The 26,623-nt window shown below is 45.9% G+C and carries 25 protein-coding genes; 21 read left to right on the forward strand and 4 right to left on the reverse strand.

What is annotated here, in order from left to right:
* The first annotated feature begins 432 nt into the window (after positions 1-432).
* The 3 genes from E2491_RS11615 to E2491_RS11625 all read left to right on the forward strand — a co-directional run bounded on the left by E2491_RS11615 (position 433) and on the right by E2491_RS11625 (position 3,697).
* A complete protein-coding gene (locus tag E2491_RS11615) occupies positions 433-999 on the forward strand; it encodes a TlpA family protein disulfide reductase (protein ID WP_134375817.1) in 567 nt (188 codons plus the stop codon).
* A gap of 51 nt (positions 1,000-1,050) precedes the next feature.
* Complete coding sequence (locus tag E2491_RS11620) at positions 1,051-2,442, forward strand: S41 family peptidase (RefSeq protein WP_244093946.1); 1,392 nt, start codon at positions 1,051-1,053, stop codon at positions 2,440-2,442.
* An 82-nt stretch (positions 2,443-2,524) separates the two neighbouring features.
* Positions 2,525-3,697 (forward strand): PDZ domain-containing protein, encoded by a 1,173-nt coding sequence (locus E2491_RS11625; RefSeq protein ID WP_166805865.1) that lies wholly within the window; start codon positions 2,525-2,527, stop codon positions 3,695-3,697.
* Between the two features lie 15 nt (positions 3,698-3,712).
* Here E2491_RS11625 and E2491_RS11630 read toward each other — a convergent pair whose 3' ends face one another.
* Together E2491_RS11630 and E2491_RS11635 are read right to left on the reverse strand one after the other, a co-directional pair.
* Entirely contained in the window at positions 3,713-3,958 is a 246-nt protein-coding gene (locus tag E2491_RS11630; protein WP_134375820.1) for a CsbA family protein, read from the reverse strand.
* A 32-nt stretch (positions 3,959-3,990) separates the two neighbouring features.
* A complete protein-coding gene (locus E2491_RS11635) occupies positions 3,991-4,629 on the reverse strand; it encodes an HD domain-containing protein (RefSeq protein WP_134375821.1) in 639 nt (212 codons plus the stop codon).
* Positions 4,630-5,224: 595 nt separating this feature from the next.
* On the opposite strand from E2491_RS11635, the gene uvrB reads away from it, so the two are divergent.
* The 4 genes from uvrB to E2491_RS11655 all read left to right on the forward strand — a co-directional run bounded on the left by uvrB (position 5,225) and on the right by E2491_RS11655 (position 11,973).
* Positions 5,225-7,207 (forward strand): excinuclease ABC subunit UvrB, encoded by a 1,983-nt coding sequence (gene uvrB, locus E2491_RS11640; RefSeq protein ID WP_134375822.1) that lies wholly within the window; start codon positions 5,225-5,227, stop codon positions 7,205-7,207.
* 6 nt (positions 7,208-7,213) lie between these two features.
* A complete protein-coding gene (uvrA, locus tag E2491_RS11645; protein WP_134375823.1) occupies positions 7,214-10,099 on the forward strand; it encodes an excinuclease ABC subunit UvrA in 2,886 nt (961 codons plus the stop codon).
* Between the two features lie 223 nt (positions 10,100-10,322).
* Positions 10,323-11,564, forward strand: a complete 1,242-nt coding sequence (locus E2491_RS11650) for a DUF4097 family beta strand repeat-containing protein (protein ID WP_166805866.1) — start codon at positions 10,323-10,325, stop codon at positions 11,562-11,564.
* Between the two features lie 157 nt (positions 11,565-11,721).
* Positions 11,722-11,973: a hypothetical protein gene (locus E2491_RS11655; RefSeq protein WP_134375825.1), complete on the forward strand. Its 252-nt coding sequence runs from the start codon at positions 11,722-11,724 to the stop codon at positions 11,971-11,973.
* Positions 11,974-12,329: 356 nt separating this feature from the next.
* Here the strand turns inward: E2491_RS11655 and E2491_RS11660 are convergent, their stop codons facing one another.
* A complete protein-coding gene (locus E2491_RS11660; protein WP_134375826.1) occupies positions 12,330-12,989 on the reverse strand; it encodes an N-acetylmuramoyl-L-alanine amidase in 660 nt (219 codons plus the stop codon).
* A 162-nt stretch (positions 12,990-13,151) separates the two neighbouring features.
* Here E2491_RS11660 and hprK point away from each other — a divergent pair, with 162 nt between their 5' ends.
* From hprK to E2491_RS11685, 5 genes are read left to right on the forward strand one after another with little or no spacing between them, the layout of a single operon-like run.
* Positions 13,152-14,087, forward strand: a complete 936-nt coding sequence (hprK, locus tag E2491_RS11665; protein WP_134375827.1) for an HPr(Ser) kinase/phosphatase — start codon at positions 13,152-13,154, stop codon at positions 14,085-14,087.
* A gap of 11 nt (positions 14,088-14,098) precedes the next feature.
* Entirely contained in the window at positions 14,099-14,929 is an 831-nt protein-coding gene (lgt, locus tag E2491_RS11670; RefSeq protein WP_134375828.1) for a prolipoprotein diacylglyceryl transferase, read from the forward strand.
* A 12-nt stretch (positions 14,930-14,941) separates the two neighbouring features.
* Positions 14,942-15,889: a nucleoside recognition domain-containing protein gene (locus tag E2491_RS11675; protein ID WP_134375829.1), complete on the forward strand. Its 948-nt coding sequence runs from the start codon at positions 14,942-14,944 to the stop codon at positions 15,887-15,889.
* A complete protein-coding gene (gene ppaX, locus E2491_RS11680; RefSeq protein WP_134375830.1) occupies positions 15,876-16,526 on the forward strand; it encodes a pyrophosphatase PpaX in 651 nt (216 codons plus the stop codon). Before E2491_RS11675 ends, ppaX begins: the two co-directional genes overlap by 14 nt.
* Entirely contained in the window at positions 16,523-17,032 is a 510-nt protein-coding gene (locus E2491_RS11685; RefSeq protein ID WP_134375831.1) for an acyltransferase, read from the forward strand. Before ppaX ends, E2491_RS11685 begins: the two co-directional genes overlap by 4 nt.
* A gap of 18 nt (positions 17,033-17,050) precedes the next feature.
* Here the strand turns inward: E2491_RS11685 and E2491_RS11690 are convergent, their stop codons facing one another.
* Positions 17,051-17,644: a biotin transporter BioY gene (locus E2491_RS11690; RefSeq protein ID WP_134375832.1), complete on the reverse strand. Its 594-nt coding sequence runs from the start codon at positions 17,642-17,644 to the stop codon at positions 17,051-17,053.
* 557 nt (positions 17,645-18,201) lie between these two features.
* Here E2491_RS11690 and E2491_RS11695 point away from each other — a divergent pair.
* From E2491_RS11695 to hisIE, 9 genes are all read left to right on the forward strand, one after another.
* Positions 18,202-18,975: a SurA N-terminal domain-containing protein gene (locus E2491_RS11695; RefSeq protein WP_134375833.1), complete on the forward strand. Its 774-nt coding sequence runs from the start codon at positions 18,202-18,204 to the stop codon at positions 18,973-18,975.
* A gap of 635 nt (positions 18,976-19,610) precedes the next feature.
* The gene (locus E2491_RS11700) at positions 19,611-20,789 is read left to right on the forward strand and encodes an ATP phosphoribosyltransferase regulatory subunit (RefSeq protein WP_134375964.1); all 1,179 of its coding nucleotides are present in this window, start codon (positions 19,611-19,613) and stop codon (positions 20,787-20,789) included.
* A complete protein-coding gene (gene hisG / locus E2491_RS11705; protein WP_134375834.1) occupies positions 20,786-21,421 on the forward strand; it encodes an ATP phosphoribosyltransferase in 636 nt (211 codons plus the stop codon). The genes E2491_RS11700 and hisG overlap by 4 nt, the downstream gene beginning before the upstream one ends.
* A gap of 29 nt (positions 21,422-21,450) precedes the next feature.
* Positions 21,451-22,728 (forward strand): histidinol dehydrogenase, encoded by a 1,278-nt coding sequence (gene hisD / locus E2491_RS11710; RefSeq protein WP_134375965.1) that lies wholly within the window; start codon positions 21,451-21,453, stop codon positions 22,726-22,728.
* 21 nt (positions 22,729-22,749) lie between these two features.
* Complete coding sequence (hisB, locus tag E2491_RS11715) at positions 22,750-23,343, forward strand: imidazoleglycerol-phosphate dehydratase HisB (protein ID WP_134375835.1); 594 nt, start codon at positions 22,750-22,752, stop codon at positions 23,341-23,343.
* Positions 23,344-23,979 (forward strand): imidazole glycerol phosphate synthase subunit HisH, encoded by a 636-nt coding sequence (gene hisH, locus E2491_RS11720; RefSeq protein ID WP_134375836.1) that lies wholly within the window; start codon positions 23,344-23,346, stop codon positions 23,977-23,979.
* Complete coding sequence (gene hisA / locus E2491_RS11725; protein ID WP_134375837.1) at positions 23,976-24,704, forward strand: 1-(5-phosphoribosyl)-5-[(5-phosphoribosylamino)methylideneamino]imidazole-4-carboxamide isomerase; 729 nt, start codon at positions 23,976-23,978, stop codon at positions 24,702-24,704. The genes hisH and hisA overlap by 4 nt, the downstream gene beginning before the upstream one ends.
* Positions 24,704-25,462 carry an imidazole glycerol phosphate synthase subunit HisF gene (gene hisF / locus E2491_RS11730; RefSeq protein WP_134375838.1) on the forward strand — a complete coding sequence of 253 codons (759 nt, stop codon included), beginning with the start codon at positions 24,704-24,706 and terminating at the stop codon, positions 25,460-25,462. Before hisA ends, hisF begins: the two co-directional genes overlap by 1 nt.
* Positions 25,459-26,097 (forward strand): bifunctional phosphoribosyl-AMP cyclohydrolase/phosphoribosyl-ATP diphosphatase HisIE, encoded by a 639-nt coding sequence (gene hisIE / locus E2491_RS11735; RefSeq protein ID WP_134375839.1) that lies wholly within the window; start codon positions 25,459-25,461, stop codon positions 26,095-26,097. The genes hisF and hisIE overlap by 4 nt, the downstream gene beginning before the upstream one ends.
* The last annotated feature ends 526 nt before the right edge of the window (positions 26,098-26,623 follow it).

Raw genomic sequence — 26,623 nt, forward strand, 5'->3', positions numbered from 1 at the left:
TCTTAATTGAACCGGGACTACTCTTTGAGTGGTTCCGGTTTTTTGTTTTGGGTGGGGACGTCTGGTGGGGTGCGTTGGCAGAGGAGAAGGCGCTGCGGGATTCCATCACTGCCGGAACTTATTCAGGCTTTTGAGAAATTAATCCCTTCTTTCCAGAAATCGATTCCTTCGTTTGAAAATTTAATTCCTTCATTACCTCAAGCAGCCTCCCTAATTCCTTCTTTTGAGGTGACGGATTCCTTCAATAATCTCAGGAATCCCTTCTTTCCAGAAATTAATTCCATCACTTGACGTTAGAGAATAATCCCCAGTTTTACTTCCACTTCCCAAGCATCAAGTAATCTCAGATATTTATCCAAACTCCACTAAATTCTCTACCCGTCTTTTTCTATCCTCCCAGGCATAGGATGTCTAAAAAGGGGGACCGTTACGGTGAGAAAACGTGGCCTGGCCTGGCTTTTGATGATGACTCTTTGTTTTGTGATGTTTTTTATGGGTGTAGAAGATCGGACGGAGCCTGGATTTAAACAGTCGGAAAAAGCGGAAGCGGTGTCGGGATCCGAAACGTATGAAAAGGCACCAGATTTTCAACTTGAAATGATGAATGGTACGTGGATCTCCAGTGATACTCTCAAGGGTAAGCCGGTTATTTTAAATTTCTGGACGAGCTGGTGTCCGCCATGTGTGGAGGAGATGCCTGAACTTGAAGCATTTTACCGCACAGAAAGGGAACGGGCTTCAATCATCGCAGTCAATTTAACGAAGGGTGAATCGGGTGCAGATGCAGTGAAAAAATTTTTGGATGAGGAAGGGCTCTCACTTCCGGTAAGTCTTGACAGGGAGGGTGTCCTTCAGGAGACTTTCCGTATTTCGGTCATTCCAACAACGATTATATTGACACCGGACGGCCGGATTTTTGAACGGATTCCCGGTCCGGTGGATCAGAAAAAGCTGACTGAAATCACTGACAGACTTCTATCCTCGTACAAGCCGTCATAGCCTAGGTGAGAAATGCAATTGAAAGGCGGGGGAAAAGTGAGGAAAGCGCTCATGATGATTATATGTGTAGCACTGGGTGCCGGTCTTTTTTTCGGGGTGGACCGGATGTGGCTGAAACGGGTACCTGAAACAACAGATGAGCAGGTCACGCTTTCAAAAATTGAAAAAGCGCAGAAAATCATTCAGGAAAGCTATGTGGACAAAGTGGATGCTGACAAGCTGATGGATGGTGCTTTAAAAGGCATGGTGGCGGCGTTGAACGATCCATATTCTGTTTACATGGACAAGGACGCTTCAAAGCAGTTTAATGAATCATTACATTCTTCATTTAGCGGAATCGGTGCGGAAATTACGAAGCAGGACGGACAGTTTGTTGTGGTATCTCCTTTAAAGGAATCCCCGGCTGAAAAAGCAGGTCTTAAGCCGAATGATGTGATCAAAAAAGTGGACGGGGATGAAGTCGCAAGCTTGACGATTTACGAATTAACATCGAAAATACGCGGTCCAAAAGGAAGCAGGGTTCAGTTAAATATTGAACGGGGACAGAGTGAAAAGGAATTAACGGTAACGGTTGTTCGTGACGATATCCCGATTGAAACCGTATCGCACAGCGTGTTTGAACAGGATGGTGTGAAAACAGGCTACATTGAAATTACGACTTTTGCAGAGGGCACCGGCCAGGACGTTCAAAAAGCGCTTGAAAAACTTGAAAAAGAGGAGATAACAGGGCTGATCCTTGATGTCAGGGGCAATCCTGGCGGGCTGTTATCCAGTGTGGAAGAAGTACTTGATCCATTTATCACAGATCGCAAGCCTTTTATGTATGTCGAGGAGCGAAACGGAAATCGTGAGCCTTTAACTGCCAAAACGAAGGAGAAAAAAGAATATCCCGCAGTTGTCCTGATTGATGGAGGAAGTGCGTCGGCAGCGGAGATTTTAGCTGCTGCGATGAGAGAAGTTGAAGGGACAACACTAATTGGAACGAAAACGTTTGGTAAGGGAACGGTCCAGCAGTCGCTTGATCTCGGGGATGGCAGTCAGATGAAACTGACGGTATCGAAATGGCTGACGCCTGATAAACGCTGGATTCATAAGAAAGGAATTGAACCGACGATTGAAGTCGTGCAGCCTGATATTTTCTCACTCTCACCGCTGCAATCCGCCGTTATTCTGAAAAAAGGGATGAATGATGAACGAATTGCGTCCCTGCAGAGACTTTTAGAGGGGCTCGGGTATGACATTGACCGTAAAGATGGCTACTTTAATACAAAAACAGAGGAAGCGGTTATGAAATTTCAAAAAACCGCCGGCTTAAAAGAAACGGGTGAGGTCAATACTTCTACTTTGAAAAAGCTAGAAGAGACGCTTACAGCCTATCAGGAAAATGTCAATCATGATCACCAGCTCCAGTCTGCACTGGATTTTCTGGGTAAAAATCAATAAGTATCGAAATTCTCATGCGGCATCACTCCTTGTCTGATACAATAAAGCTACCTTTATTATGTCAGAATCCGGGAGGGATAGTTTGATTGATCAATGGTTTTCAGAACTTTTAACGGCTGGGCTGTCTATTTTGCTGAATCCGGTTTTATACATAGGAGCAGTCGCAGCCGGATTGGCAGGTGTCTGGCGGATTAAGCGTGAACGGAAAGATCTGCGTACATCTGTTAAACCGTGGTATATTGAGCTGGCTGGATTTTTCGGTCTGTCACTGATTCTTGGACTCCTATTTTCAGTTGGACTCAGCGGTGCAGGGATTCCGTTAAATCTGTACTGGATTTATGCGGTCAGTGCATTGACACTGCTGATTATGCTCACGGGTCAATTCCGATTGCTGTCGTCAGCGTTTCTGTTTCCTATTGTGGCAGGAGGAGCAGTCGCGATTATGTTTTTTAATGTGACGCTGCCGGAGTGGTTTCCTGAACCGGCAACAGAACTTCTGCTTCCCGCAGCGGTTATCATGTCTCTATTGCTGATCGGAGAGGGGTTATTAATCCGCTTCAATGCAGGGGAAAATACATCCCCGCGATTTATAACTACACCAAGGGGGATGAAGGCTGGAGCTTTCTTTACAAAAAGAATGTGGCTCGTGCCGCTGCTGATTCCTGTTCCGGACGGTGCCATCACTGCATTGGGCTGGTGGCCGCTGATTGACACAGGCGGCAGCTATTCGTTGCTGATCTTACCGGCAGTCATCGGGTTCCAGCTGACGGTTGTGCATGATTTGCCTGACAGCATTTTAAAACGGATTTCAGCGCAGGTGATTTGGCTTGGTCTTCTGTGCGGAGTGATCGCAGCTGGCTCCATTTACGCTCCCGTTCTGATCTATGTGTCATTTGCTGCAGCTTTTATCGGGCGTCTTGTGCTGGTTCTCAGAACAAGGGCATTATGCCGTTATTCCGGGTATCATTTTATTGATAAGGAACGCGGTGTGATGATTATCGAGGTTCTTCCCGGGTCACCAGCTGCCAAAATGGGTCTGCTTAGAGGGGAAATCATTCATAAAGTGAATGGTCAACTCGTTAAAAATGAAACAGAGATATATGCAGCACTGCAAAAAAATCTTGCTCACTGCAAGCTTGAAATTTTAAATTATGACGGGGAAGTCCGGTACGCACAGACTGCCCTTCATGAAGGACAGCATTATCAGCTTGGACTGATCCTGATTGAGAATCGTTCAAGATACCAGGCATCATAAAAAAACAGCGCGGCCTCACACGGCACCGCGCTGTTTTTCGTTATACTTTTTCATATATCTGTTGACGTACCAGAGCCCCACAGTCAAAGAAGCTGCATCAATGATCACAACGTACCACGTTTCCACATACCCCTTATAAGAAGAAGCGGCAATCAGGGCAACCGTGAGAATCATGGCAATGGTACGGCTGTAGGTAACGCGTGTAAATAATATGACTAAAATAGCTGGTGCGACCATTGCAAGAATAATTTTGGTCTCCATCGTATTCACCTCATGAATCCATCATACTGAACTCACTGTGATGGTGCAATAAGATTCTGAGTGATCTTGCTCAGCTCACTGTGAGGAATAAATTTCTCTGACAGCATATCCGGCAGGACGCGGTTTAAAAAGAACTCAACGCTCGTCATTTCGTGATAGCGGACAATGGTTGTCAGTGCCTCCTGATAGATTTCCAAAAAGATCGGTTCAGGATTTCCCTTCTGAATTTCCCCGAAGGATTCATAAAGCAGGTCGATCTTATCCGCCACCGCTAAAATCTTTCCTTCAAGCGATCCATCTTTGCCTTCTTTAAAACGCTCAAGATAAATCGCTTGATACTCCTCAGGAAACTCTGCCATCACAAATTTATGCGCCATTTCTTCCTCAACCTGGCTGAATAACCGGTTCAGCTCATCCGACGCATACTTCACCGGCGTTTTAATATCCCCTGTGAAAATTTCAGGATAATCATGATTCAACGCCTTCTCATACAAATCCTTCCAATTCACCTGTTTGCCGTGATGTTCTTCCACTGTACCGAGAAACTGCGCAATCTTCGTCACTTTAAATGAATGAGCAGCCACCGTGTGCTCGTTATATTTAAACTTCCCCGGACAGCGGTACAGCTTTTCCATATCCGACAGGCTCTTAAAATAATGATGAATCCCCATTTTCCTTCACCCCGTTAACTGATTTAGCTTATAGTAGCACCACAAAACCTCCGAAACAAGGGATAAAGAGTTAATTTTGTTTAAATAGGTGGTGTAATGGCGAGATTTAATGAATCAGCGCTAAAGTCTGTGTGCATTTATATCTCGCCATCTTTAAAAATCAGTAAATATACACTCCTGATTTTTTCATCTAAAAATATATCTGGGAAAGAAACGATCGAAGGCCCGTCCTCATCCGCAGACTCCTGTGGCGGAAAGGGATGTAATGTACTTCCTTCCAATAACAAAAAAGTATTATGACTCTGCATCTTAGGGGCTGTCTTTTCCGCAGACTCCTACGGCAGAGAAGCGACAGGTGAGACAGCGTAGTGCGTAGCACTAGCTGGCTCACCGCGCGGCCGTGGAAAGCGAAGGGAAAGACAGCCCCGATCGATAAAGTCAAACATACGTTCCCTTTTTACTATCTTTTCTATAGCCCACTATGCTAAACTTGACTGAGACAACAAATTTGAATTTTCCCCTGTTTCATTTCATGATAAAGGGTATGAATAGATAGAAGAGTTATTTTTGCATTTACAACAGGAGGCGTTTTAATATGGTGCAGTCATTTGACCTTCAGTCATCTTACAAACCTGCAGGCGATCAGCCTGTAGCAATCAAAAAACTCGTAGAAGGTGTGAAAAAAAAGACACGCCATCAGACATTACTTGGGGCTACCGGGACAGGAAAAACCTTTACCGTCTCAAATGTCATTCAGGAAGTGAAAAAGCCGACGCTGGTCATTGCCCATAATAAAACGCTGGCAGGACAGCTGTATAGTGAGTTTAAGGAGTTCTTTCCGAACAATGCTGTTGAGTATTTCGTCAGCTATTATGATTACTATCAGCCGGAGGCGTATGTGCCTCAGACCGATACTTTTATAGAAAAAGATGCAAGTATTAACGATGAAATTGACAAGCTTCGTCACTCGGCAACCTCCGCTCTGTTTGAACGGGATGACGTCATTATTATCTCATCTGTTTCATGTATATACGGCCTCGGTTCTCCTGAAGAATATAAGGAACTGGTTGTTTCACTGAGAACCGGTATGGAAATAGAACGGAATCAGCTGCTGAGAAGGCTCGTTGATATCCAGTATGAGCGGAATGATATTGCCTTTACGCGCGGTACTTTCCGTGTTCGTGGGGATGTAGTGGAAATTTTCCCTGCAAAAAATGATGAGCACTGTATCCGTGTAGAGTTTTTCGGGGATGAGATCGACCGGATCCGCATGGTGGATGCACTTACAGGTGAAATTCTGGGTGATCGTGATCATGTTGCGATTTTCCCGGCTTCCCACTTCGTTACGCGTGAAGAAAAAATGAGAATTGCCATTGAAAACATCGAGAAAGAGCTTGAAGAGCAGCTGAAGGTTCTGAGAGAGGAAGATAAGCTTCTGGAAGCACAGCGCCTCGAGCAGCGGACACGATATGATCTTGAAATGATGCGTGAGATGGGCTTTTGTTCAGGGATTGAGAACTACTCCCGTCATTTGACTTTACGTGAAGCAGGCGCAACGCCATATACACTGCTGGATTATTTCCCGGATGATTTTCTGCTTGTCATTGATGAGTCACACGTAACACTGCCACAGATCCGCGGGATGTTTAACGGTGACCAGGCACGTAAAAAAGTGCTGGTGGATCACGGCTTCCGTCTACCGTCTGCGATGGATAACCGTCCGCTTCGTTTTGAGGAATTTGAGAAGCATGTCAGCCGTGCGATTTATGTATCAGCTACACCGGGTCCTTATGAGCTTGAACATACAAATGAAATGGTCGAACAGATTATCCGTCCAACGGGTCTTCTGGATCCAACAATTGAAGTTCGTCCGAGCGAAGGTCAAATTGATGATCTGCTCGGTGAAATCCAGGAACGGATTGCGAAAAATGAACGTACACTTGTGACCACCCTCACGAAGAAGATGTCTGAAGACCTGACAGATTATCTGAAAGAAATCGGAATTAAGGTGCAGTATCTGCATTCAGAAATTAAAACGCTTGAACGGATTGAAATCATCCGTGATCTGCGCGTTGGTAAATATGATGTCCTGATTGGGATCAACCTTTTAAGGGAAGGACTGGATATTCCTGAGGTTTCTCTCATTACGATTCTGGATGCCGACAAAGAAGGCTTTCTGCGCTCAGACCGTTCACTGATCCAGACGATTGGCCGTGCAGCGCGTAACTCAAATGGACATGTCATTATGTATGCTGATAAAATCACCGATTCCATGCAGCGTGCGCTTGATGAAACGGCGCGAAGACGTGAAAAACAGATTGCCTATAATGAAGAACACGGCATTACACCTGTAACCATTAACAAAGCGATCCGTGATGTGATACGTGCAACGCATGCTGCTGAAGAAGCGGAAGAATATGTTTCACCGGCTGAAAAAATGAAGAAGATGTCCAAGCCTGAACGCGCGAAAGTCATTGAGTCTATGGAAATCGAAATGAAGGAAGCAGCAAGGGCGCTTGACTTCGAGAAAGCTGCAGAGCTTCGTGATCTTATTTTAGAATTGAAAGCGGAAGGATGACCAAACATGGTGAAAGACCATATAACGATACAGGGTGCCAGAGCCCACAACCTTAAAAATATTGATATTAAAATTCCTAGAGACAAGCTTGTCGTCATGACGGGATTATCCGGTTCAGGGAAGTCGTCTCTTGCTTTTGACACGATTTATGCAGAAGGTCAGCGCCGCTATGTGGAATCTCTTTCGGCTTATGCAAGACAGTTTCTCGGACAGATGGATAAACCGGATGTAGATACGATTGAAGGACTGTCACCGGCAATTTCCATTGACCAGAAAACGACGAGCCGAAATCCGCGATCCACTGTCGGAACTGTTACGGAGATTTATGATTACCTGCGTCTGTTATTTGCACGGGTTGGCAGACCGTTCTGTCCGGACCACGGCATTGAAATAACGTCCCAGACGATTGAACAAATGGTGGACCGCATTTATGAATATCCTGAGAGAACCAAGCTTCAGGTTCTTGCACCACTCGTTTCAGGACGTAAAGGGACCCATGCGAAAGTACTCGAAGATATTAAAAAGCAGGGGTATGTGCGCGTCCGTGTAAATGGGGAAATGCGTGATATCAGTGAAGATTTTGACCTTGATAAAAATAAAAAACATACGATTGAAGTGATCATTGACCGGATCGTTGTCAAGGCGGGGTCTGAATCCCGTCTGGCTGATTCGCTTGAAACCGCGCTTCGACTTGCAGACGGGAATGTGATTGTAGACATTATCGGGGAAGAGGAGATTAAATTTAACGAGCATCACGCCTGTCCGGTGTGCGGTTTTTCAATTGATGAACTTGAGCCGCGTATGTTCTCTTTTAACTCGCCGTTTGGGGCATGTCCAGATTGTGATGGGCTCGGTACAAAGCTTGAGGTGGATCTTGATCTGGTGATTCCTGATTGGAGCCGCACACTGAAAGAGCATGCGATCGCTCCATGGGAACCGACCAGCTCCAACTATTATCCTTCGATGCTTGAAGCTGTATGTAAGCATTACGATATTGATATGAATATTCCGGTTAAAAAGATCCCGAAAAAGAAAATGGATAAAATCCTCTACGGATCTGGGAAAGATAAAATTTATTTCCGCTATGAAAATGATTTTGGTCAGGTAAGAGAAAACAATATCATTTTCGAAGGCGTACTGCCGAACGTGGAGCGCCGTTACAAGGAAACGAGCTCGGAATATATTCGTGAGCAGATGCAGAAGTACATGGCGCAGCAGCACTGTCCTTCCTGTGATGGACACCGCCTGAAGCGTGAGAGTCTGGCTGTGAAGGTGAATGACCTTCACATCGGACATGTCACCGCCTTTTCTATCGAAGAAGCAAGATCATTTTTTAACGGACTTTCCTTGACGGATAAAGAAATGCAGATCGCACGCCTGATTATGCGTGAAATTAATGAGCGCTTAAGTTTCCTGGTGAACGTAGGACTCGATTATTTAACATTAAGCCGTGCAGCAGGAACACTGTCTGGCGGGGAAGCACAGCGGATCAGACTGGCTACACAGATCGGGTCTCAGCTGACAGGCGTTCTTTACATTCTGGATGAGCCTTCCATCGGTCTGCATCAACGTGATAACGACCGTCTGATCAGCACACTGAAGAATATGCGAGACATTGGAAATACACTCATTGTCGTTGAGCATGATGAAGATACGATGGTAGCAGCCGATTATCTGATTGATATTGGTCCGGGAGCCGGTGTCCATGGTGGAGAGGTTGTGGCCGCAGGTACCCCTGAAGAAGTGATGAAAAACAAAAAATCGCTGACAGGCCAGTATTTATCCGGTGAGAAGTTTATTCCGCTGCCTGCTGAACGAAGAAAGCCTGCGGCGAAAAGAATGCTTGAAATTACCGGTGCTAAACAGAACAACCTGAAGGATGTAAACGTGAAGATTCCACTTGGTCTGTTCACATCCGTAACAGGTGTTTCCGGTTCAGGAAAGAGTACGCTGATCAATAGCATTCTCCATAAATCGCTGGCTCAGAAGCTTCATAAATCCAAGGTGAAACCGGGTGAGCATAAATCGATTAAAGGAGTTAATCATTTAGACAAAGTCATCGATATCGATCAGTCTCCAATTGGACGGACACCGCGTTCGAATCCGGCGACCTATACTGGTGTGTTCGATGATATTCGTGACGTGTTTGCTACAACAAATGAAGCAAAGGTCCGTGGTTACAAAAAAGGACGTTTCAGTTTTAATGTCAAAGGCGGAAGATGTGAAGCATGCCGCGGAGACGGGATTATTAAAATTGAAATGCACTTCCTGCCGGATGTATATGTTCCTTGCGAGGTTTGTCACGGGAAACGGTATAACAGAGAGACGCTTGAAGTAAAATACAAGGGCAAAAATATTGCTGATGTTCTGGAAATGACGGTTGAGGATGGACTGAAATTCTTCGAAAATATTCCGAAGATCAGCCGCAAGCTTCAGACGATTGTGGATGTTGGTCTTGGTTATATTACACTTGGTCAGCCTGCCACGACTTTATCCGGTGGGGAAGCCCAGCGTGTGAAGCTGGCATCCGAATTGCACCGTCGTTCAACAGGACGCTCGCTCTATATTCTAGATGAGCCGACAACAGGTCTGCATGTGGATGATATTTCACGCCTATTGACTGTTTTACAGCGCCTTGTAGAAAATGGGGACTCTGTTCTGGTGATCGAGCATAATCTGGATGTTATTAAAGCATCTGATTATATCATTGATCTCGGTCCGGAAGGCGGAGACCGTGGTGGGACAATTCTTGCCACAGGAACACCTGAAGATATTGCACAAGTAAAGGAATCCTACACAGGCAGTTATTTAAAGCCTGTATTGGAGCGGGACAGAAGCCGTATGGATGAACGGATGGCGAAGCGTACAGGCGAGGCTGTCACAACATCCTGAAAATAAGCCCGCAGAATGATGGGCCACTCAGTCTTCAGACCGGTGGCCCATTTCGTTTCTTTTGCCATACTGGAGATGAAGCCAGCGCAGTGATCTAATCCGCTGAAATGTGCCATGCTGATAAAAAATGAAACTTTTCGTTAGGCTGCTGCGTATAATCAGTCAGAGACCGTTCCACACAGTTGTTATGGCAATTTCAAACACAAGGAGAGTGTCAAATACGATGGAAAACGAACGCAAACGCATTTTAAGTATGGTTGAAAAAGGCACGATTACAGCATCAGAAGCATTAACCCTGTTAGAAGCCCTGGAGAAAGAGCCGAAGAAAGAGTCATCTTCTTCATACAGCACACAGGAAGAATCGAAAACGTCGAGCCAAACGCATCAGCAATCAGGATCTTCTTATTCTGAACGTCATCAGGAGCAGAAGCGCTCAAAGAAAACTGATTTCCCATTTAACTTTGAGGAGTTGTTTGGCGGTTCGAAAACGGGTGGCAGCAAATCAAGTGCCGAGAAAACGAAGAAATCAGTGAATCAGTCTACAGAAAAGCTGATGGATTTTATGCAGACTGCCTTTGACAAAGTAAAAGGGATGGATCTTGAATTCAATATGGGTCCTTCACTGGAGTTCAAGCATGTGTTTGAGTCTGAAAATACGGAGCTGCTCGATATTGAGGTCAGCATTGCTAATGGTAAGGTCACGATCCGTCCGTGGGATGAGGATTTTGTACGCGCAGAATGCGATGTGAAGGTTTACCGTTCGGAGGACCAGCAAAAAGCAGTGAATCAGTTGAAGGAGCAGGTTGTATTTGAGACGAAATTCAAAAAACTCCGTTATTTATCTGATCTGAAAATGATTAAGCTCGATACGGTTTTGTATGTGCCGAAAGCGAACTATGACCGCTGGGATATCCGTCTGTTTAATGGGAAATTCCACGGTGATGGCGGGAATGTTAACAAAGTGAAGGTGAAAACCGCTAACGGAAAAATTGAGCTTTCCAATATGCTTGTAGAAAAAGCTGAGCTTGAAACAGCCAATGGCGGTATTGAAGTCACGAACGCACGTGCAGACTACATTGATGTGGATTCTGTGAACGGCAAGGTGATTCTTGAAGGAGCCATTGATGCTGTGGATGCCCAGTCGGTTAATGGAAAAATCACCGTAACAACGACAAGCACAACCGCCCGAAAAATCGATGCTTCCACACTTGCAGGAGCCATTGAAATTACGGTTCCGGACGAGCTTTCCCTTGATGGTACGCTAAAATCAAACTTCGGAAAATTCCATGTGGATTTTAATGACATGGATCATGTAGAAGAGCGTGAAGAAATGATGCAGCGTAAGTTACATTTCACACGTAATCGGGAACATGCATCGAAACTTCTGCTTGAAGCAGATGCTAAAACCGGCACGATCAGCATACATTCATCTAAAGGAAAGAGTGAAACCAAATCAGACGTTTAAACGTCTAATATGATGACCAGGTTTAACAGCATAGTATAGCAGCCCCCCGTTTTCGTCCCCCCAGACTGACGGAGGGGCTGTTTTCTATTTTGAGAAATGTTTTTTATGACGCCTAAGATGGTATAGTAAGATTAATTACATAAGGCAGGTGATCGGGATGGAAACGTTTATCAAAAGGATCATGTGGTTCGGGTTCGGAACGGTGGGAGCTTCTATGCTCGGAATAGGCGTGTTATTTACCGTGCTGGCTCTTTTTACATGGAATACAGATATCATCGGGTTTTTTAAATGGATCCTGCTGATTTTTTATTGGGCAGTAGGCGGTATCGGACTGCTTGGTGCACTTGGAATTCTGGCAGTAGGGTTAAAGCTGAGGTTTACGTCCTCCAGTAAAGAAACTGTGGCATAAAAAAGGGATCAAACTCAATGTTGAGTTTGATCCCTTTTTTATGTGACACTTTAGAGAATGCTACGCACTATTAGGTCAATGTAAGGTTTATCAAAATACAGTTAAAAGCCGTGAATTTTCTGTCGTAACGACAACGCTTTCTGTTGATCGCCATCATGTTTATGTCAACCCAACATAAAGAGAGCGCGGTCTTGTCATAAGCTTCAGTTTTAATGTTAATCGCCAGCAGATTTCTGTTGATAGAAGCAGAGAAAGTGTTGTAAGAGAGGTATGAATTGTCAACTCACACTGCTTGCGTTCCGACAATTCATGAAGGGTGCATCGTTCAAGCAATCCGCTTGTGAGACATTGAGAAGTTACTTCTCCGTTATCATCGCATCAAATCCTGCGTTCTTCAAATCCTGCGCGTGCTTTTTGGCATTTTCAATTGAGCTGAATGCACCTGTCTGGACGAGGTACATTGTTTTTTTGACTCCGAGAAATGTAAGGATAGAGGCTGCGATGGTGTGACCGCATAGAATCCGGTAATTCTCACTGGCCAGAAGCTTTTTTTCTTCTCTATTGGTCATAAAGCCGCATTCGATCAGCACAGCCGGCATAACGGTTTCTCTCAGAACGTGAAAATCTGCCATCTTGATGCCGCGGTCTTTACGCCGTGTCTCTTTAATAAGCGAGTAGTGTACGGCTTCGGCAAGCGATCTTGATTGTGGATCGTTTTCCTGGTGGATATACGTTTCGATCCCGTGAATGTCATTCCAGGAGCCTGATCCGTAAGCATTGGCGTGAATGGATATAAACAGCGTTGCTTTTTCACGATTGGCCAGGTTTGTTCTCTCTTTTAATGGAATGTCCCGGTCATCGTGATGTGTCATGATGGTTTGTATTCCTTGTGATTCGAGCTTCTTTCTTGCAGCCTGGCAGACAGCCCGGTTAAAGGCGTACTCTCTCATCCCATCCGGACTTCTTTTACCCGGTGTGTTGTAGCTGTGGCCTGCATCAAGAACAATCCTGGTCATGTCATTCCTCCTCATCAATCGTTTTTTTATCATTAAGAAGATCGTATGGAAGGAGGTAATCAGTCACCTTTTAACAGGATGTTTCAGTCATCTAATCTAGTGAATCAATTTTCAAAGTGCTACAATAGACAGTATGTGAGAAAACATGCAAGGAGGCTTATTATGCCAAAGGTAACGACGAATGATATTATTGAAAAATTCGGTCTGGAGCTCGTCAGTGGGGAAGAAGGGATTCACCGCCCTGTAACGACGAGTGATATTTCAAGACCCGGACTCGAGATGGCGGGTTACTTCAGCTATTATCCTGCTGAGCGGATTCAGCTGCTTGGACGAACGGAGATGTCCTTTTATGAGCTTCTATCGACTGATGAAAAGAAGGATCGGATGGGTCAGCTTTGTACGGACAATACACCAGGGATTATTTTATCCCGCGATATTGAGGTTCCGGCTGAGTTAATTGAAGCTTCTGAGCGCAATCAGGTGCCTGTGATGAAGACGCCTGTGAAGACGACGCGGTTCTCAAGCCGTCTGACAAATTTCCTTGAAAGTAAGCTTGCGCCATCTACTGCCCTGCATGGTGTGCTGGTTGATATTTATGGAGTCGGTGTACTGATCACAGGGAAGAGCGGTGTCGGTAAAAGTGAAACCGCACTGGAACTCGTCAAGCGTGGTCACAGACTAGTAGCGGATGACAGTGTGGAGATTCGTCAGGAGGATACGGATACGCTGATCGGTTCTTCACCGGAGCTGATTGAGCATTTGCTTGAGATTCGTGGACTCGGAATTATTAATGTCATGACGCTGTTTGGTGCAGGTGCAGTCCGTGGCCATAAGCGGGTGACGCTCGTGATTGATCTTGAAATCTGGGATAAGACGAAGCAGTATGACCGTCTTGGTCTGGATGAAGAGACGATGAGAATTATCGATACAGATGTTACAAAAATCACGCTGCCGGTTCGTCCCGGACGAAACCTGGCCGTTATTATTGAAGTCGCTGCGATGAATTTCCGTTTGAAGCGTATGGGGATGAATGCGGCTGAGCAATTCTCAAACCGTTTAAATGACATCATTGTAGATGGAGACCATGACGATATTTAGGAGGAAATCAGATGCTTTTTACTGCACAGCCCATTGATCCGATTGCGTTCAGTATCGGCCCATTAAGTGTTGCCTGGTATGGACTGATTATCGGAACAGGGATTGTTCTTGGATATATATTGGCTAATCGTGAGGCAGATCGCCTTGGCATGCCAAAAGATATGTTTGCTGATCTGTTAATCTGGGCCGTTCCGATTGCGATTATTTCAGCGCGGATTTATTATGTGGCGTTTCAGTGGGACTTTTATTCCCAAAATCCTGGCGCAATCATTCAAATCTGGAATGGCGGTATTGCGATTCACGGAGCGCTGATCGGATCGATTGCGACGGGTATCATTTACGCGAAAATCAAAGGATTATCTTTTTGGAAGATTGTCGATATTGCCGCGCCGAGTATTATTTTAGGACAGCTGCTCGGGCGCTGGGGGAACTTTATTAATCAGGAGGCACACGGTGGTGAAGTATCACGCAGCTTCCTTGAGGGTCTTTTTATCCCGGACTGGATTATTAATCAGATGTATATTGAGATTGACGGGACGTTTGCTTATTATCATCCGACGTTCCTGTATGAATCCTTATGGAGCCTAGTTGGATTTGTTCTGTTGCTTGGGCTTAGAAAAGTGAATCCATTACGCGGTGAAATTTTCTTATTTTATGTCATCTGGTATTCAATCGGCCGTGCCTTTATCGAAGGGCTCAGAACAGACAGCTTAATGCTGACGGAAACGATTCGTGTTGCACAGGCGTTATCCTTTGCGCTCATCGTGATTGCGTTGGCGATTCTCCTTTACCGCCGTTTCGGTAAAGGCATTACGACCCGTTATGCAGATAAGCAAAATTAGGTGGCGGTAGAGATGTCAAAACAAACGTGGATTGACGGATTAAAAGCAGGACTTCATACAACATGGACACTTGGGAAGATTATTTTCCCGATTACTTTTTTAATTACAGTACTTCAATTTACGCCGGTGCTGCCGTTTATCACTGATTTAATTGCTCCGTTTATGGGATTGTTTGGATTGAGCGGAGAGGCGGCGGTTCCGCTTGTATTAGGGAATCTGCTGAATCTTTATGCCGGAATTGCAGGAATTCTTTCACTGGAAATGACGGTAAAAGAAGTTTTTATTATTGCTGTGATGCTGTCCTTCTCACATAATCTGCTGATTGAGACCGGAGTGGCACTGAAGGTAGGCGTGAAGCTCTGGGTGATTTTACTCGTGCGCCTCGGGCTTGCTTTTACGTCAGCAATCATTATTAACCTCGTCTGGCAGGGCGGCTCTGAGATTGCCCAGTACGGAATGGTTCCGCCCGGGGATCCGGATGTCAGCGGCTGGGGAAGCATTTTACTGCTCGGGCTGGAAAAAGCGGCATTCGGTATATTCCAGCTCGCTCTGATTGTCATTCCGCTGATGATTGTGATTCAGATCATGCGTGATTTAAAATGGCTGGACGTATTTTCTAAATGGATGGCACCGGTCACCAGAGGACTTGGTATGAAGGAAAATACGTCCATGACGCTTGTTGCAGGACTGACGATTGGACTTGCATACGGTGCGGGCGTCATGATTAAGGCAGTGAAAGAGGATGGAGTCAGTAAAAAGGATGCAACGCTTGCTTTCATTTTCCTCGTCGCCTGTCACGCGATCGTAGAGGATACGCTGATTTTCATACCACTGGGGATTCCGATTTTACCACTGGTGATCATCCGTGTGACAACAGCTGTATTATTGACGATCATTGTGGCAACAATATGGAACCGATACGAAGCAAAAGAGAGGGAACCGCAATATGAGCAAAATTGACACGGTATTATTTGATCTTGATGGAACATTGATCAACACAAATGATTTAATCATCTCGTCTTTTCTTCATGTCATGGATCATTATTATCCAGGGGAGTATGGAAAAGAGGATGTATTGAAATTTATGGGGCCGCCGCTGTTTGATTCTTTCAACGCGCTGAACCCTGAAAAAACTGAAGAAATGATGGCTTTTTACCGCGAGTATAATCTGCGGATGCACGACGAGCTTGTCACAGGGTTTGAAGGCGTTGAGGAAACGGTCAAAGCGCTTCATGAAAAAGGAATTAAGCTCGCGATCGTATCGACTAAACGGAATGACGTGGTGCACAAAGGCTTAAAACTGATGAAGCTCGATCCATATTTTGATGTGGTTATTGGCCTTGACGATGTGAAGCATGCCAAGCCGCATCCGGAGCCGCTTGAAAAAGCACTGGCTCAACTCGGATCAAAACCTGAGCATGCGATTATGGTAGGCGATAATCACCACGATATTGAAGGCGGACAAAATGCCGGTACAAAAACAGCAGCTGTTGCCTGGTCAGCAAAAGGACGGGATTATCTTCTTCAGTACAACCCTGACTATATGCTGGAAACCATGCGTGATTTAGAGAAAATTGTACTGGAGAACGGCGAATGAGACGGACGGATCGATATCCTGTAGAGGGTTCGAACTCATTGTGGCAGCTGTATAAAACGGTTCCCTTTGTAAAAGTGGCCTGGAATTTTGCCATATTACAGACAGCCAGATATACGCCATTTTTCCGGGTGAAAAACTGGATGTACCGCACGCTTTTACGAATGGAAGTCGGTGAGAAGACGGCGTTTGCTCTCATGGTAATGCCTGATATTCTCTTTCCGGAGAAAATTAAAGTCGGCCGGAATACAGTAATCGGCTACAATACAACCATTCTGGCTCATGAATATCTGGTGAGCGAGTATCGTCTTGGCGTTGTTGAAATTGGCGATAACGTCATGGTTGGGGCGAATTCCACGATTTTACCCGGTGTAAAAATCGGAGATGGTGCCGTGGTGTCTGCAGCCACACTCGTACATCGCGACGTTCCTGCCGGCGCATTTGCCGGAGGGAACCCGATGCAGATTATCAGAATGCCTGATGAATCAAAAGAAGAGCCCGGAAAATAATTTTCCGAGGCTCTTTTTTTATGCACTTGCCTGTGTTTTAAAAGGTACACGAGTGTGTGGGAAGGATTGCAGCACTTTCACAGATACAATCGCTGCCACTACTGCTAAAATGATGTCCTTTGGAATCGTCGGAAGCATCCATGCCCATGCGATGGCATAAGAGAAGCCGTCCGGTGCATTGAACCAGAGTTTATAAGCCATATACATCCAGTTCGTTCCGATAAAATAGTTGATGGCTGTTCCAATAAGTGTTGCCGTTACAAGCATGGCGAACGTTTTCTTCTTTTCCACCATTAATCCAACAACCCAGGCGACCACAATATAAGATAAAATAAATCCGAAAGTCGGGCTGATTAATGTACGGAAACCGCCACCCCACTGAGCAAATACCGGCATTCCGGCAAGCCCGATGAGCAGATAAACAACCATTGCCACCGGTCCCCATTTCTTACCGAGCAGCACACCGGCAAGCAGACAAACCACCGTCTGAAGCGTAACCGGCACATTTCCAATCACAAGAATCGGAACAATCGATGTAATATTTGCCCCAATCGCCATCAGCGCAGCAAATAAAGAAGCCAAAATCATTCCATGAAGCGGTGACTTAACCATATGTATATCCCCTTTGCTTTAATCTAAAATTAGTATAGTAAACAAGATCACTTTAAGTCAACTTAATTTTTATTTAAGTTAACATAAAGGTGTTGAACCTTTTTAATACATTTAATTTAGCCGTTCAATATGTAGATAACATAAGAATATTTCACTTTTAGAGGGCCGTTGACATCCGAAGACTCCTACGGCAGAGAAGCGACAGGTGAGACGGCTTAATGCGGAGCATTAGCCGGCTCACCGCGCGGCCACAGAAAAGCGTAGGCGACTCGTCCAGCCCCGACAAGCATAAGGCGAAGATGAAAAGAGGGCTGATCTTCGCCCTCGTTCATCTTTGACTTATGACCTCGAGGGGCTAGTCGCCGCAGCTAGGCCGTGGAAAGCGAAAGATGTCAAAAACCCTGTTTAGTCATTCACATCCGGTTCAGCGTGTAACAAAACGATTTCAATTATATTATAGAAGGGTTATGGGTTTGCTTTTTTTGGATTCTCATGTACAATGCACAATAGGCTTAAAAAATAGAGAAATACACATTCCGGAAGGAGTTTTTTTCAACATGAATTTCAAAAAAGTATTATTACCTTTTGCAGCAGGCGCACTGGCACTTGGACTTGCAGCCTGCAGTGAAGATGAAGCAGCAAATAACGAAGAAGCAGCAACAGAAGAGCAGGCCGGTGGCGAACAGTCTACTGAAGAGCAGCAGGCTGCACAGGAAGAAATGCAGGCTAAGCTGGACGAGCAGAAAGTAGCGGACGATGAAGTCGTTGCAACTGTAAACGGTGAAGAAATTTTGGGTGTCGATTACAATAACGTGATTCAAAGAACTCAAATGCAGTTCCAGATGCAGGGACAGGACCCAACATCTGAAGAAGGAGCAAACCAAATTAAAGAACAGTCACTGAATCTGTTAATTGATCAGACGATTCTTCTGCAAAAAGCAGATGAAGCAGGTCTTGAAGCTTCAGAAGAAGAAATCGATGAGGAATATGCAGCCTTCGCTGAGCAAAATGGCGGAGAAGAGCAGTTAACAACAACTCTTGAAGAGCAGGGTATGACAGTTGAAGAATTACGCGGTCAAATGGCTGAGACAATTAAGTTTGACAAATATATTGATCAGGTGGCACCAGTAGAGGAGCCAACGGATGAAGAAATTCAGGAGTACTATGACCAGGCAGCTGCCCAGGCAGAAGAAGCAGGTCAGGAAGCACCGGCTCTTGAAGATGTTCGCGATACAATCGTACAGAACCTGCAGCAGTCTGAGCAGCAGGAACTTGTAACAGCTCACCTTGAAGAAATTAAGGCAGAGGCTGAGATTGAAACGTTGATCTAAATAGGTGATGAAGGCAGTTCCTTATGGAGCTGTCTTTTTGTTTTTTACTTGTAAAACCGTGCCGGTGACATCCTCCGCTTTCCGTGGCCGGGCGGTGAACCCCTTGTGCTCCGCACAATGGTTTCACCTGTCCCTTTCCGCCACAGGAGTCTACGGATGTCCCCGCCACTAAGTGGGTTGTTTCTATCATCACTCGCAAGTTGAATGAGGTTAGGAGGTACAAAACCATGCATAACCATGTCGACAGTAATTCAAAACTGTGTTTAAACATCCTTCGTTCGCGGCTGGTGGTTCGCAATATTTTGGAGAAGTTTCGAAAAGTCTCATTGCTCTTTCGCAAGATTTACCTTAAGTTTCACAAGGTTTTCAAACCGTTTCTCAAGGTTTTGCCTCTCTTTCGCAAAGTCGTGACCTTTGACGCATCCCGCACTCTGCATTTTTTCTTCTGAAAATGGCCGTAATCTGGACCCGATTCTCTTGACGCACAGCACAGATCCTAGTAAACTACACATTATCTTTACTTTATTAGCATATTAGCGAACTAAAGCGTTTTGTATTCTTTTCGTTTTCCTGAAATGAGATCGGGTATACTTAAAGAATGATGAGATTTCGTGAATGAAAGGGCTGAAACGATGATGTCAAAGCTTTTTATGTTTGAAAAACCAATGGGAATGAGGGATACGTTTCCTCATTTATATAAGATGAAAAAAGAGATTCGATCGAAGGTAGAGCAGGAGTTGTCGACGTGGGGCTATGAATTTATGGAGACGCCTGCGCTTGAATATGATGAAACAGTTGGTGCGGCTTCTGCGATTTTGGATCAGCAGCTGTTTAAGCTTCTGGATCAGCAGGGCCGAACGCTCGTGCTCCGTCCGGATATGACGGCGCCGATTGCCCGTGTGGCGGCTTCGAAGCTGTTAAAGGACCGCAATCCGCTCCGTCTTGCTTATGCAGCGAATCTGTTTCGTGCCCAGCAGCGGGAAGGTGGACGTCCGGCTGAGTTTGAGCAGATTGGTGTAGAGCTGATTGATGATTCAACGGTGAGTGCGGATGCTGAAACGATTGCGCTTTTGGTGTCGGCACTGAAGGCGGCAGGATTAGAGGATTTTACGATCTCTGTCGGGCATGTCGGTTTCGTACAGGAGCTGTTTTTGCAGATTGTCGGTACGGAAGAGCGTGCAGAACAGCTGCGTAAATATTTGTATGAGAAGAACTATGTAGGCTTCCGTCAGCATGTGGAGTCATTGTCATTGTCCTCAATTGATAAACAGCGTCTGCTGAAGCTGCTTCATATTCAGGGTAACGATGGTTCGATTGAAAAAGCGGAGGCTCTTTTAGAAGGCAACGGAGGAAGAGAAGCGCTTCGTGAGCTTGAAGAGTTATGGGACGTTCTGCGTGATTATGGTGTGGACGAGTATGTGAAAATGGATGTATCGCTCGTTAGCCACATGTCATATTACACAGGTGTGCTGTTTGAAGTATATGCGGACAATGTCGGCTTCGCGCTTGGAAATGGCGGACGTTACAATAATCTGCTGCGTCAGTTTGGTGCAGAAGTCGGGGCGACGGGATTTGGGATCCGGATGGATTATCTGATGGAAGCCTTAAACACAGAAAAAACTGAAAACCAGCCGGCACTTATTTTATTTTCAGGAGAGCGCCGGAAAGAAGCGGTAGAGCTTGCCGCTGAATACAGACGTGCACAAAAAGCCGTCATCGTTCAGGATGTCAAAGGTGTTTCAAATGTGGACCGGTTTACAGCCGGGTTCAGTGAAGTGCATACGTTTATCGGAAAGGCAGGGGATCAGGCATGAAAGAATTAACGATTGCCATGCCAAAAGGGCGTATTTTTGAAGAGGCGGTAGTGATGCTGAAGGAAGCGGGCTACAATTTACCGCCTGAATTTGATGATTCACGTAAATTAATCATTGAGGTGCCGGAGGAAAATCTCCGCTTTATTTTAGCGAAGCCGATGGATGTTCCGACATATGTGGAGCACGGCGTGGCGGATATCGGCATTGCAGGGAAAGATGTGATGCTTGAGGAAGAGCGTGACGTATATGAACTGCTGGATTTGAAAATCAGTCACTGTTATCTTGCTGTAGCAGGACTTCCAGATACGAAAATGAATGAAGTAGCGCCTCGTATTGCAACAAAGTATCCGAATGTGGCCTCCTCGTATTTCCGCGAGCAGGGGGAGCAGGTTGAGATCATTAAGCTGAACGGTTCGATTGAAATCGCCCCGATTATCGGATTAACCGACCGGATCGTGGATATTGTGTCAACGGGCCGTACGCTGAAGGAAAACGGGCTGGTAGAATATGAGCATATTGTGGATATTACATCACGCCTCATCGCGAACCCGGTCAGCTATCGTCTGATGCACGACCGGATCAGTGAAATGACGAGCCGTCTTGAAAAAGTCGTGAACGGTGTGACAGAGTAACCGTTTATCATAGAAAGGATTTGCTAATGATGAGAATCCAGAAGCTGAAAGATCAGAAGATTACACGCCAATCTCTTGATAACGGAACAGAAGAGCAGCGTAAAGCGGTTCAGGAGATTATTGAACGTGTGAAACAGGAAGGTGATGCAGCCGTCCGTCATTATACACGTTTATTTGATAAAACAGAGTTACAATCACTGGCTGTAACAGAGGATGAAGTGGACGAAGCGCTTCGTGAACTGGATGAGGGTATACTGGCTGTCTTACAGGAAGCAGCCAACAATATCCGGTCGTTTCACGAGCGTCAGGTACAGCAATCCTGGATGACCACACAGGAAAACGGGACAATTCTCGGTCAGAAGGTGACACCGCTTGATGCAGCAGGTATTTATGTTCCTGGTGGCACGGCAGCTTATCCTTCATCTGTTCTAATGAACGCGATTCCTGCTCAGGTGGCAGGTGTTGGTCGCATTGTGATGGTGACACCTCCCGGGGAAGATGGTAAAGTGCCGGCGGGTGTGTTAGCGGCAGCGCGTCTTTCAGGTGTACGTGAGATTTATAAAATTGGCGGCGCACAGGCAGTTGCTGCCCTTGCTTACGGAACCGAAACGATTCAGCCGGTGGATAAGATTACGGGACCGGGTAATATTTATGTGGCACTTGCGAAACGTGAAGTGTTTGGTATTGTTGATATTGATATGATCGCAGGGCCGAGTGATGTCACGGTATTGGCTGATGAAACGGCTGTGCCGAGAGAAGTGGCGGCAGATCTGCTGTCACAGGCGGAGCACGGAGAGCTTTCTCAGGCAAACCTAGTGACAACCTCTAAAGAGCTGGCAGAAGCGGTTAAGAAGGAAGTGGAGCTTCAACTTGCTGAATTACCTCGTCAGGAAATGGCACGTGTGGCGATTGAAGAACACAGTGCGATCTATCTTGCGGATTCTCTTGATGAAGCAGTTGAAGCAGTAAATGAGATTGCGCCGGAGCACCTTGAGATTCAGACGGCCAACAGCATGGAATTGGTCGGACAGATTCGCCACGCTGGTGCCATTTTCGTCGGACGTTACAGCTCTGAGCCAATCGGGGATTATTTCGCAGGCCCGAATCATACGCTTCCGACAAGCGGTACAGCGCGTTTTTCAAGTCCGCTTTTAGTAGATGATTTTGTGAAAAAGTCGAGCATTATTTTTTATAGTGAAGCCGCATTTCAGGAAAATGCGGATAAGGTGGCACGTTTTGCCCGTTTAGAAGGGTTAGAAGCGCATGCACGCGCCGTGGAAGCACGGTATAATGTGAAGAAATATTAATTTGGCTGGGGGAAGAATCAGATGAGCAGCAATCGTACAGCATCCATTAAACGTAAAACGAATGAAACGAACATTGCACTTGAGTTTTCAATCGACGGCGAAGGAGTATCCAATATCCAGACGGATGTGCCGTTTATGACGCATATGCTTGACCTGTTTACAAAGCACGGTCATTTTGATCTGACAGTGGACGGGCGTGGTGACGTTGAAATTGATGGCCACCATACGACAGAAGATATTGGCATTGTGCTTGGTCAGGCTCTTATTGAGGCTTTAGGAGATAAAAAAGGAATCAAGCGTTACGGTAATGCATTTGTCCCGATGGACGAGGCATTGGCGCAGGTAACGGTGGATTTGAGTAATCGTCCTCACCTTGTGATGAACGCTGATTTCCCGACTGACCGCGTCGGTTCATTTGACGTTGAGCTCGTGCACGAATTTCTATGGAAGCTGGCGATTGAAGCCCGCATGAATCTCCATGTCAACGTACACTATGGTCACAACACGCATCACATGATTGAAGCGGTGTTCAAAGCGCTAGGCCGTGCACTTGATGAAGCAACTTCTATCGATCCGCGTGTTAAAGGAGTTCCATCCACGAAAGGAATGTTGTAAATGATCGGCATCGTAGATTATGGTATGGGGAATCTGTTCAGCGTCAGTAAAGCATTGGAGCGGCTGAACGTTCCTTATATCATCAGTGATAAAAAAGAACAGCTGTCTAAAACAGACGGACTCATTTTACCGGGTGTCGGCGCCTTTCGCGATGCGATGAAGCTTCTGAATGAAACAGGTCTGGCTGATTTTATTAAGGAGCAGGCGGATGCAGGCAAGCCGATCCTCGGTATTTGTCTCGGTATGCAGCTTTTATTTGAGGGCAGTGAAGAGAATGGCGTGTTTGAAGGGCTTGGACTGTTAAAAGGGAAAGCTGTGCGCTTTTCCGGGGAGTCAGACGGTGAACGCTACAAGGTACCGCACATGGGCTGGAACAAGTTAAAGTTTCACCAGGATTCACCGCTGACTGAAAATGTGGCGGAGGAGCACGTTTATTTCGTGCACTCCTACTATATTGCAGAAGAGGAACGCGGAGCCCTGATTGCATCAAGCGATTATTTTGAAGAAGTGCCGGCTGTTGTCGGTAAGGGGTCAGTTTTCGGTATGCAGTTCCACCCGGAGAAAAGCGGGGACCTTGGCATGGCGCTTTTAAATAACTATACACAATACGTGAAAAAGACGGAGGTGCGCGCATGAGTTTTACGATCTATCCGGCGATTGATATGAGAAACGGAAAATGTGTCCGCTTAACTCAAGGGGACTATAATCAGGAGACGATCTACGGCGATTCTCCGTTCGATATGGCGAAGCAGTTTGTGGAAGAAGGTGCAGAATGGATTCACATGGTGGACCTTGACGGTGCCAAAGACGGCAAGCGAATCAACGATGAATTTGTTGTCCGTGTCGTCAAAGAGCTTCCGGCACGCGTCCAGGTTGGCGGCGGAATCCGTACCGAAGAAGATGTAAAACACTATCTCGATCAGGGCGTTGACCGCGTTATTATCGGCAGCCTTGCCGTTACGAACCCTGCTCTCGTTAAAGAATGGCTGAAAAAATACGGGGACCGCATTGCCATCGGACTCGATGCGAAAGACGGTTACGTGGCAACACACGGCTGGCTGGAAACATCTGAGCTGAAAGCGGTGGATCTCGGTAAAGAGCTGGCTGAAGCCGGTGCAACCACATTTATTTTTACAGATATCGCAACAGACGGCATGCTGAGCGGACCCAATGTGGATGCTGTTATTGAAATGGCTGAAATGACAGGGGCTCAGGTGATCGCTTCCGGCGGTGTCAGCTCGCTAGAAGACCTGCGCACCCTTCAGGCTGTATCAGGCAGTGGCGTGTCTGGCGCCATCGTAGGGAAGGCGATCTACACAAACAAATTCACAGTCAAGCAGGCTGTTGAGGAGATTTCATAATGCTTACGAAACGAATTATCCCATGTCTTGATGTAAAAGAGGGCCGCGTTGTCAAAGGGATTCAGTTTGTTGAACTGCGTGATGCAGGCGATCCCGTTGAACTGGCGCGTGCTTATGATGAACAGGGTGCAGACGAGCTTGTCTTCTTGGATATCTCAGCCTCACACGAAGGACGCAAAACAATGGTCGATGTCGTGCAGAATGTCGCGTCAGAGCTTGCAATTCCATTTACAGTAGGTGGAGGCATTAATGCGCTTGAAGATATGAAACGGATTCTCCGTGCGGGCGCGGATAAGGTTTCACTCAATACAGCCGCTTTACTCAGACCGGAGCTTATTCGCGAGGGTGCTGATTATTTCGGTACGCAATGTATTGTTGTAGCGATTGATGCGAAATGGGATGAGGAAGCAGGCACGTGGCGCGTGTATACACATGGCGGCCGCAATCCGGTTGATAAATTCGCTGTGGAGTGGGCAAAGGAAGCGGAATCACTTGGTGCAGGAGAAATTCTGCTTACTTCTATGGACAGCGACGGCGGGAAAAAAGGCTTTAACGTGGAGCTGACAAAAGCGGTGAGCGAAGCCGTATCCATTCCAGTCATCGCCTCAGGCGGAGCCGGTGGTGCAGAGGATTTCACTGAAATTTTTAAAGAAGGAAAAGCAGATGCTGCCCTGGCCGCATCGATTTTCCATTACGAAGAAACGAGTGTGAAGGAAGTAAAAGCACACTTAAGATCAGAAGGAGTGAATGTTCGATGAGTTTAAATACAGGAAGCATTCGCTTCGATGAAAAAGGGTTACTACCTGCCGTTGTTCAAGACGCGGATTCAGGTGAGGTTTTGACGGTTGCTTATATGAATGAAGAGTCTTTAAAGAAATCTATTGAGTCCGGTGAGACATGGTTTTACAGCCGCTCACGCCAGGAGCTTTGGCATAAAGGAGCGACAAGCGGCAATACACAGAAGATCGTGGATATGACGCTTGACTGCGACGGCGATTCACTCGTGGTGCGCGTAAAACCGGCCGGCCCGGCATGCCACACAGGGGAGCGCTCCTGCTTTAATGAAAAAATCTACACGTCTGAAACTGAAAAAGCAGGCGGTACAGGCATTTTAGATACGCTTGAAGCATTGATCAAAGAACGTTTTGAAGAACGTCCGGAAGGTGCTTACACGACATATTTATTTACAGAAGGTGTAGATAAAATCCTGAAAAAAGTAGGCGAAGAAGCCTCTGAGGTGATTATTGCCGCTAAAAACCGTGATAAAGAAGAGCTTAAGTGGGAAACCGCTGACCTTCTTTACCACACACTCGTGCTGCTGCGCGAACAGGATCTTCCACTGTCAGATGTAATGAGCGTGTTGGAAGAACGACACAACAGACCGAAGAAATGATGAAGTGCCCTCCAATGTTGATTGGGGGGTATTTTTTGTTAGACATATTCAAAGCCGGGGCGATGGGCATCCTCCGCTTTCATTGTCTAGCTACGTTGGGCATGGGAATCATCCGTTTCGTTCTGTGGCCGATCATGAGTCCACAGAACAACTCGACACTATTATAGTGATTCATAGTGACGGTTACGATATCTTTTATTGTACGAAAAGGTTGTATGTTCTTTTGTCAGGAAGAATCGAACAGTATGCCGCGGAGTCAGTGTGAGTTGGAAATGTATGTATTTCCGCGTCAAATCAGGGGTGTGTGGTTTGATGGAATTAAATTCGGAAGTGAAGGAATTGTAAGGTCGAAGTGAATGAATATTGGAAAGTTATGAAGGGATAAAAGATGTGTGGAACCGATTTGAAGGAATTAAATTCCAGAAAGAAGGAAACCGTTTTTAGAAAGAAGGATATAAAATCTGAAACGAATGAATAAGTGGCGGTTACGAAGGAATCCTGATCGCAGCGCCGACCCCGGACTTTT

This window comes from Jeotgalibacillus sp. R-1-5s-1 (genome assembly GCF_004405105.1).
In the GTDB taxonomy this organism is placed as follows: Bacteria; Bacillota; Bacilli; order Bacillales; family Jeotgalibacillaceae; genus Jeotgalibacillus.

Excerpts from the sequence above, each read along its gene's own strand:
- hisB (WP_134375835.1), top strand. The coding sequence starts at position 22,750 with ATGAGCAGCAATCGTACAGCATCCATTAAACGTAAAACGAATGAAACG.
- hisIE (WP_134375839.1), top strand. The coding sequence starts at position 25,459 with ATGAGTTTAAATACAGGAAGCATTCGCTTCGATGAAAAAGGGTTACTA.
- hisF (WP_134375838.1), top strand. The coding sequence starts at position 24,704 with ATGCTTACGAAACGAATTATCCCATGTCTTGATGTAAAAGAGGGCCGC.
- E2491_RS11655 (WP_134375825.1), top strand. The coding sequence starts at position 11,722 with ATGGAAACGTTTATCAAAAGGATCATGTGGTTCGGGTTCGGAACGGTG.
- hprK (WP_134375827.1), top strand. The coding sequence starts at position 13,152 with ATGCCAAAGGTAACGACGAATGATATTATTGAAAAATTCGGTCTGGAG.
- uvrA (WP_134375823.1), top strand. The coding sequence starts at position 7,214 with ATGGTGAAAGACCATATAACGATACAGGGTGCCAGAGCCCACAACCTT.
- E2491_RS11660 (WP_134375826.1), bottom strand. The coding sequence starts at position 12,989 with ATGACCAGGATTGTTCTTGATGCAGGCCACAGCTACAACACACCGGGT.
- E2491_RS11630 (WP_134375820.1), bottom strand. The coding sequence starts at position 3,958 with ATGGAGACCAAAATTATTCTTGCAATGGTCGCACCAGCTATTTTAGTC.
- E2491_RS11675 (WP_134375829.1), top strand. The coding sequence starts at position 14,942 with ATGTCAAAACAAACGTGGATTGACGGATTAAAAGCAGGACTTCATACA.
- E2491_RS11695 (WP_134375833.1), top strand. The coding sequence starts at position 18,202 with ATGAATTTCAAAAAAGTATTATTACCTTTTGCAGCAGGCGCACTGGCA.
- hisA (WP_134375837.1), top strand. The coding sequence starts at position 23,976 with ATGAGTTTTACGATCTATCCGGCGATTGATATGAGAAACGGAAAATGT.
- E2491_RS11690 (WP_134375832.1), bottom strand. The coding sequence starts at position 17,644 with ATGGTTAAGTCACCGCTTCATGGAATGATTTTGGCTTCTTTATTTGCT.
- lgt (WP_134375828.1), top strand. The coding sequence starts at position 14,099 with ATGCTTTTTACTGCACAGCCCATTGATCCGATTGCGTTCAGTATCGGC.
- E2491_RS11685 (WP_134375831.1), top strand. The coding sequence starts at position 16,523 with ATGAGACGGACGGATCGATATCCTGTAGAGGGTTCGAACTCATTGTGG.
- E2491_RS11700 (WP_134375964.1), top strand. The coding sequence starts at position 19,611 with ATGTCAAAGCTTTTTATGTTTGAAAAACCAATGGGAATGAGGGATACG.
- E2491_RS11650 (WP_166805866.1), top strand. The coding sequence starts at position 10,323 with ATGGAAAACGAACGCAAACGCATTTTAAGTATGGTTGAAAAAGGCACG.
- hisH (WP_134375836.1), top strand. The coding sequence starts at position 23,344 with ATGATCGGCATCGTAGATTATGGTATGGGGAATCTGTTCAGCGTCAGT.
- uvrB (WP_134375822.1), top strand. The coding sequence starts at position 5,225 with ATGGTGCAGTCATTTGACCTTCAGTCATCTTACAAACCTGCAGGCGAT.
- E2491_RS11620 (WP_244093946.1), top strand. The coding sequence starts at position 1,051 with ATGATGATTATATGTGTAGCACTGGGTGCCGGTCTTTTTTTCGGGGTG.
- hisD (WP_134375965.1), top strand. The coding sequence starts at position 21,451 with ATGAGAATCCAGAAGCTGAAAGATCAGAAGATTACACGCCAATCTCTT.
- E2491_RS11635 (WP_134375821.1), bottom strand. The coding sequence starts at position 4,629 with ATGGGGATTCATCATTATTTTAAGAGCCTGTCGGATATGGAAAAGCTG.
- ppaX (WP_134375830.1), top strand. The coding sequence starts at position 15,876 with ATGAGCAAAATTGACACGGTATTATTTGATCTTGATGGAACATTGATC.
- hisG (WP_134375834.1), top strand. The coding sequence starts at position 20,786 with ATGAAAGAATTAACGATTGCCATGCCAAAAGGGCGTATTTTTGAAGAG.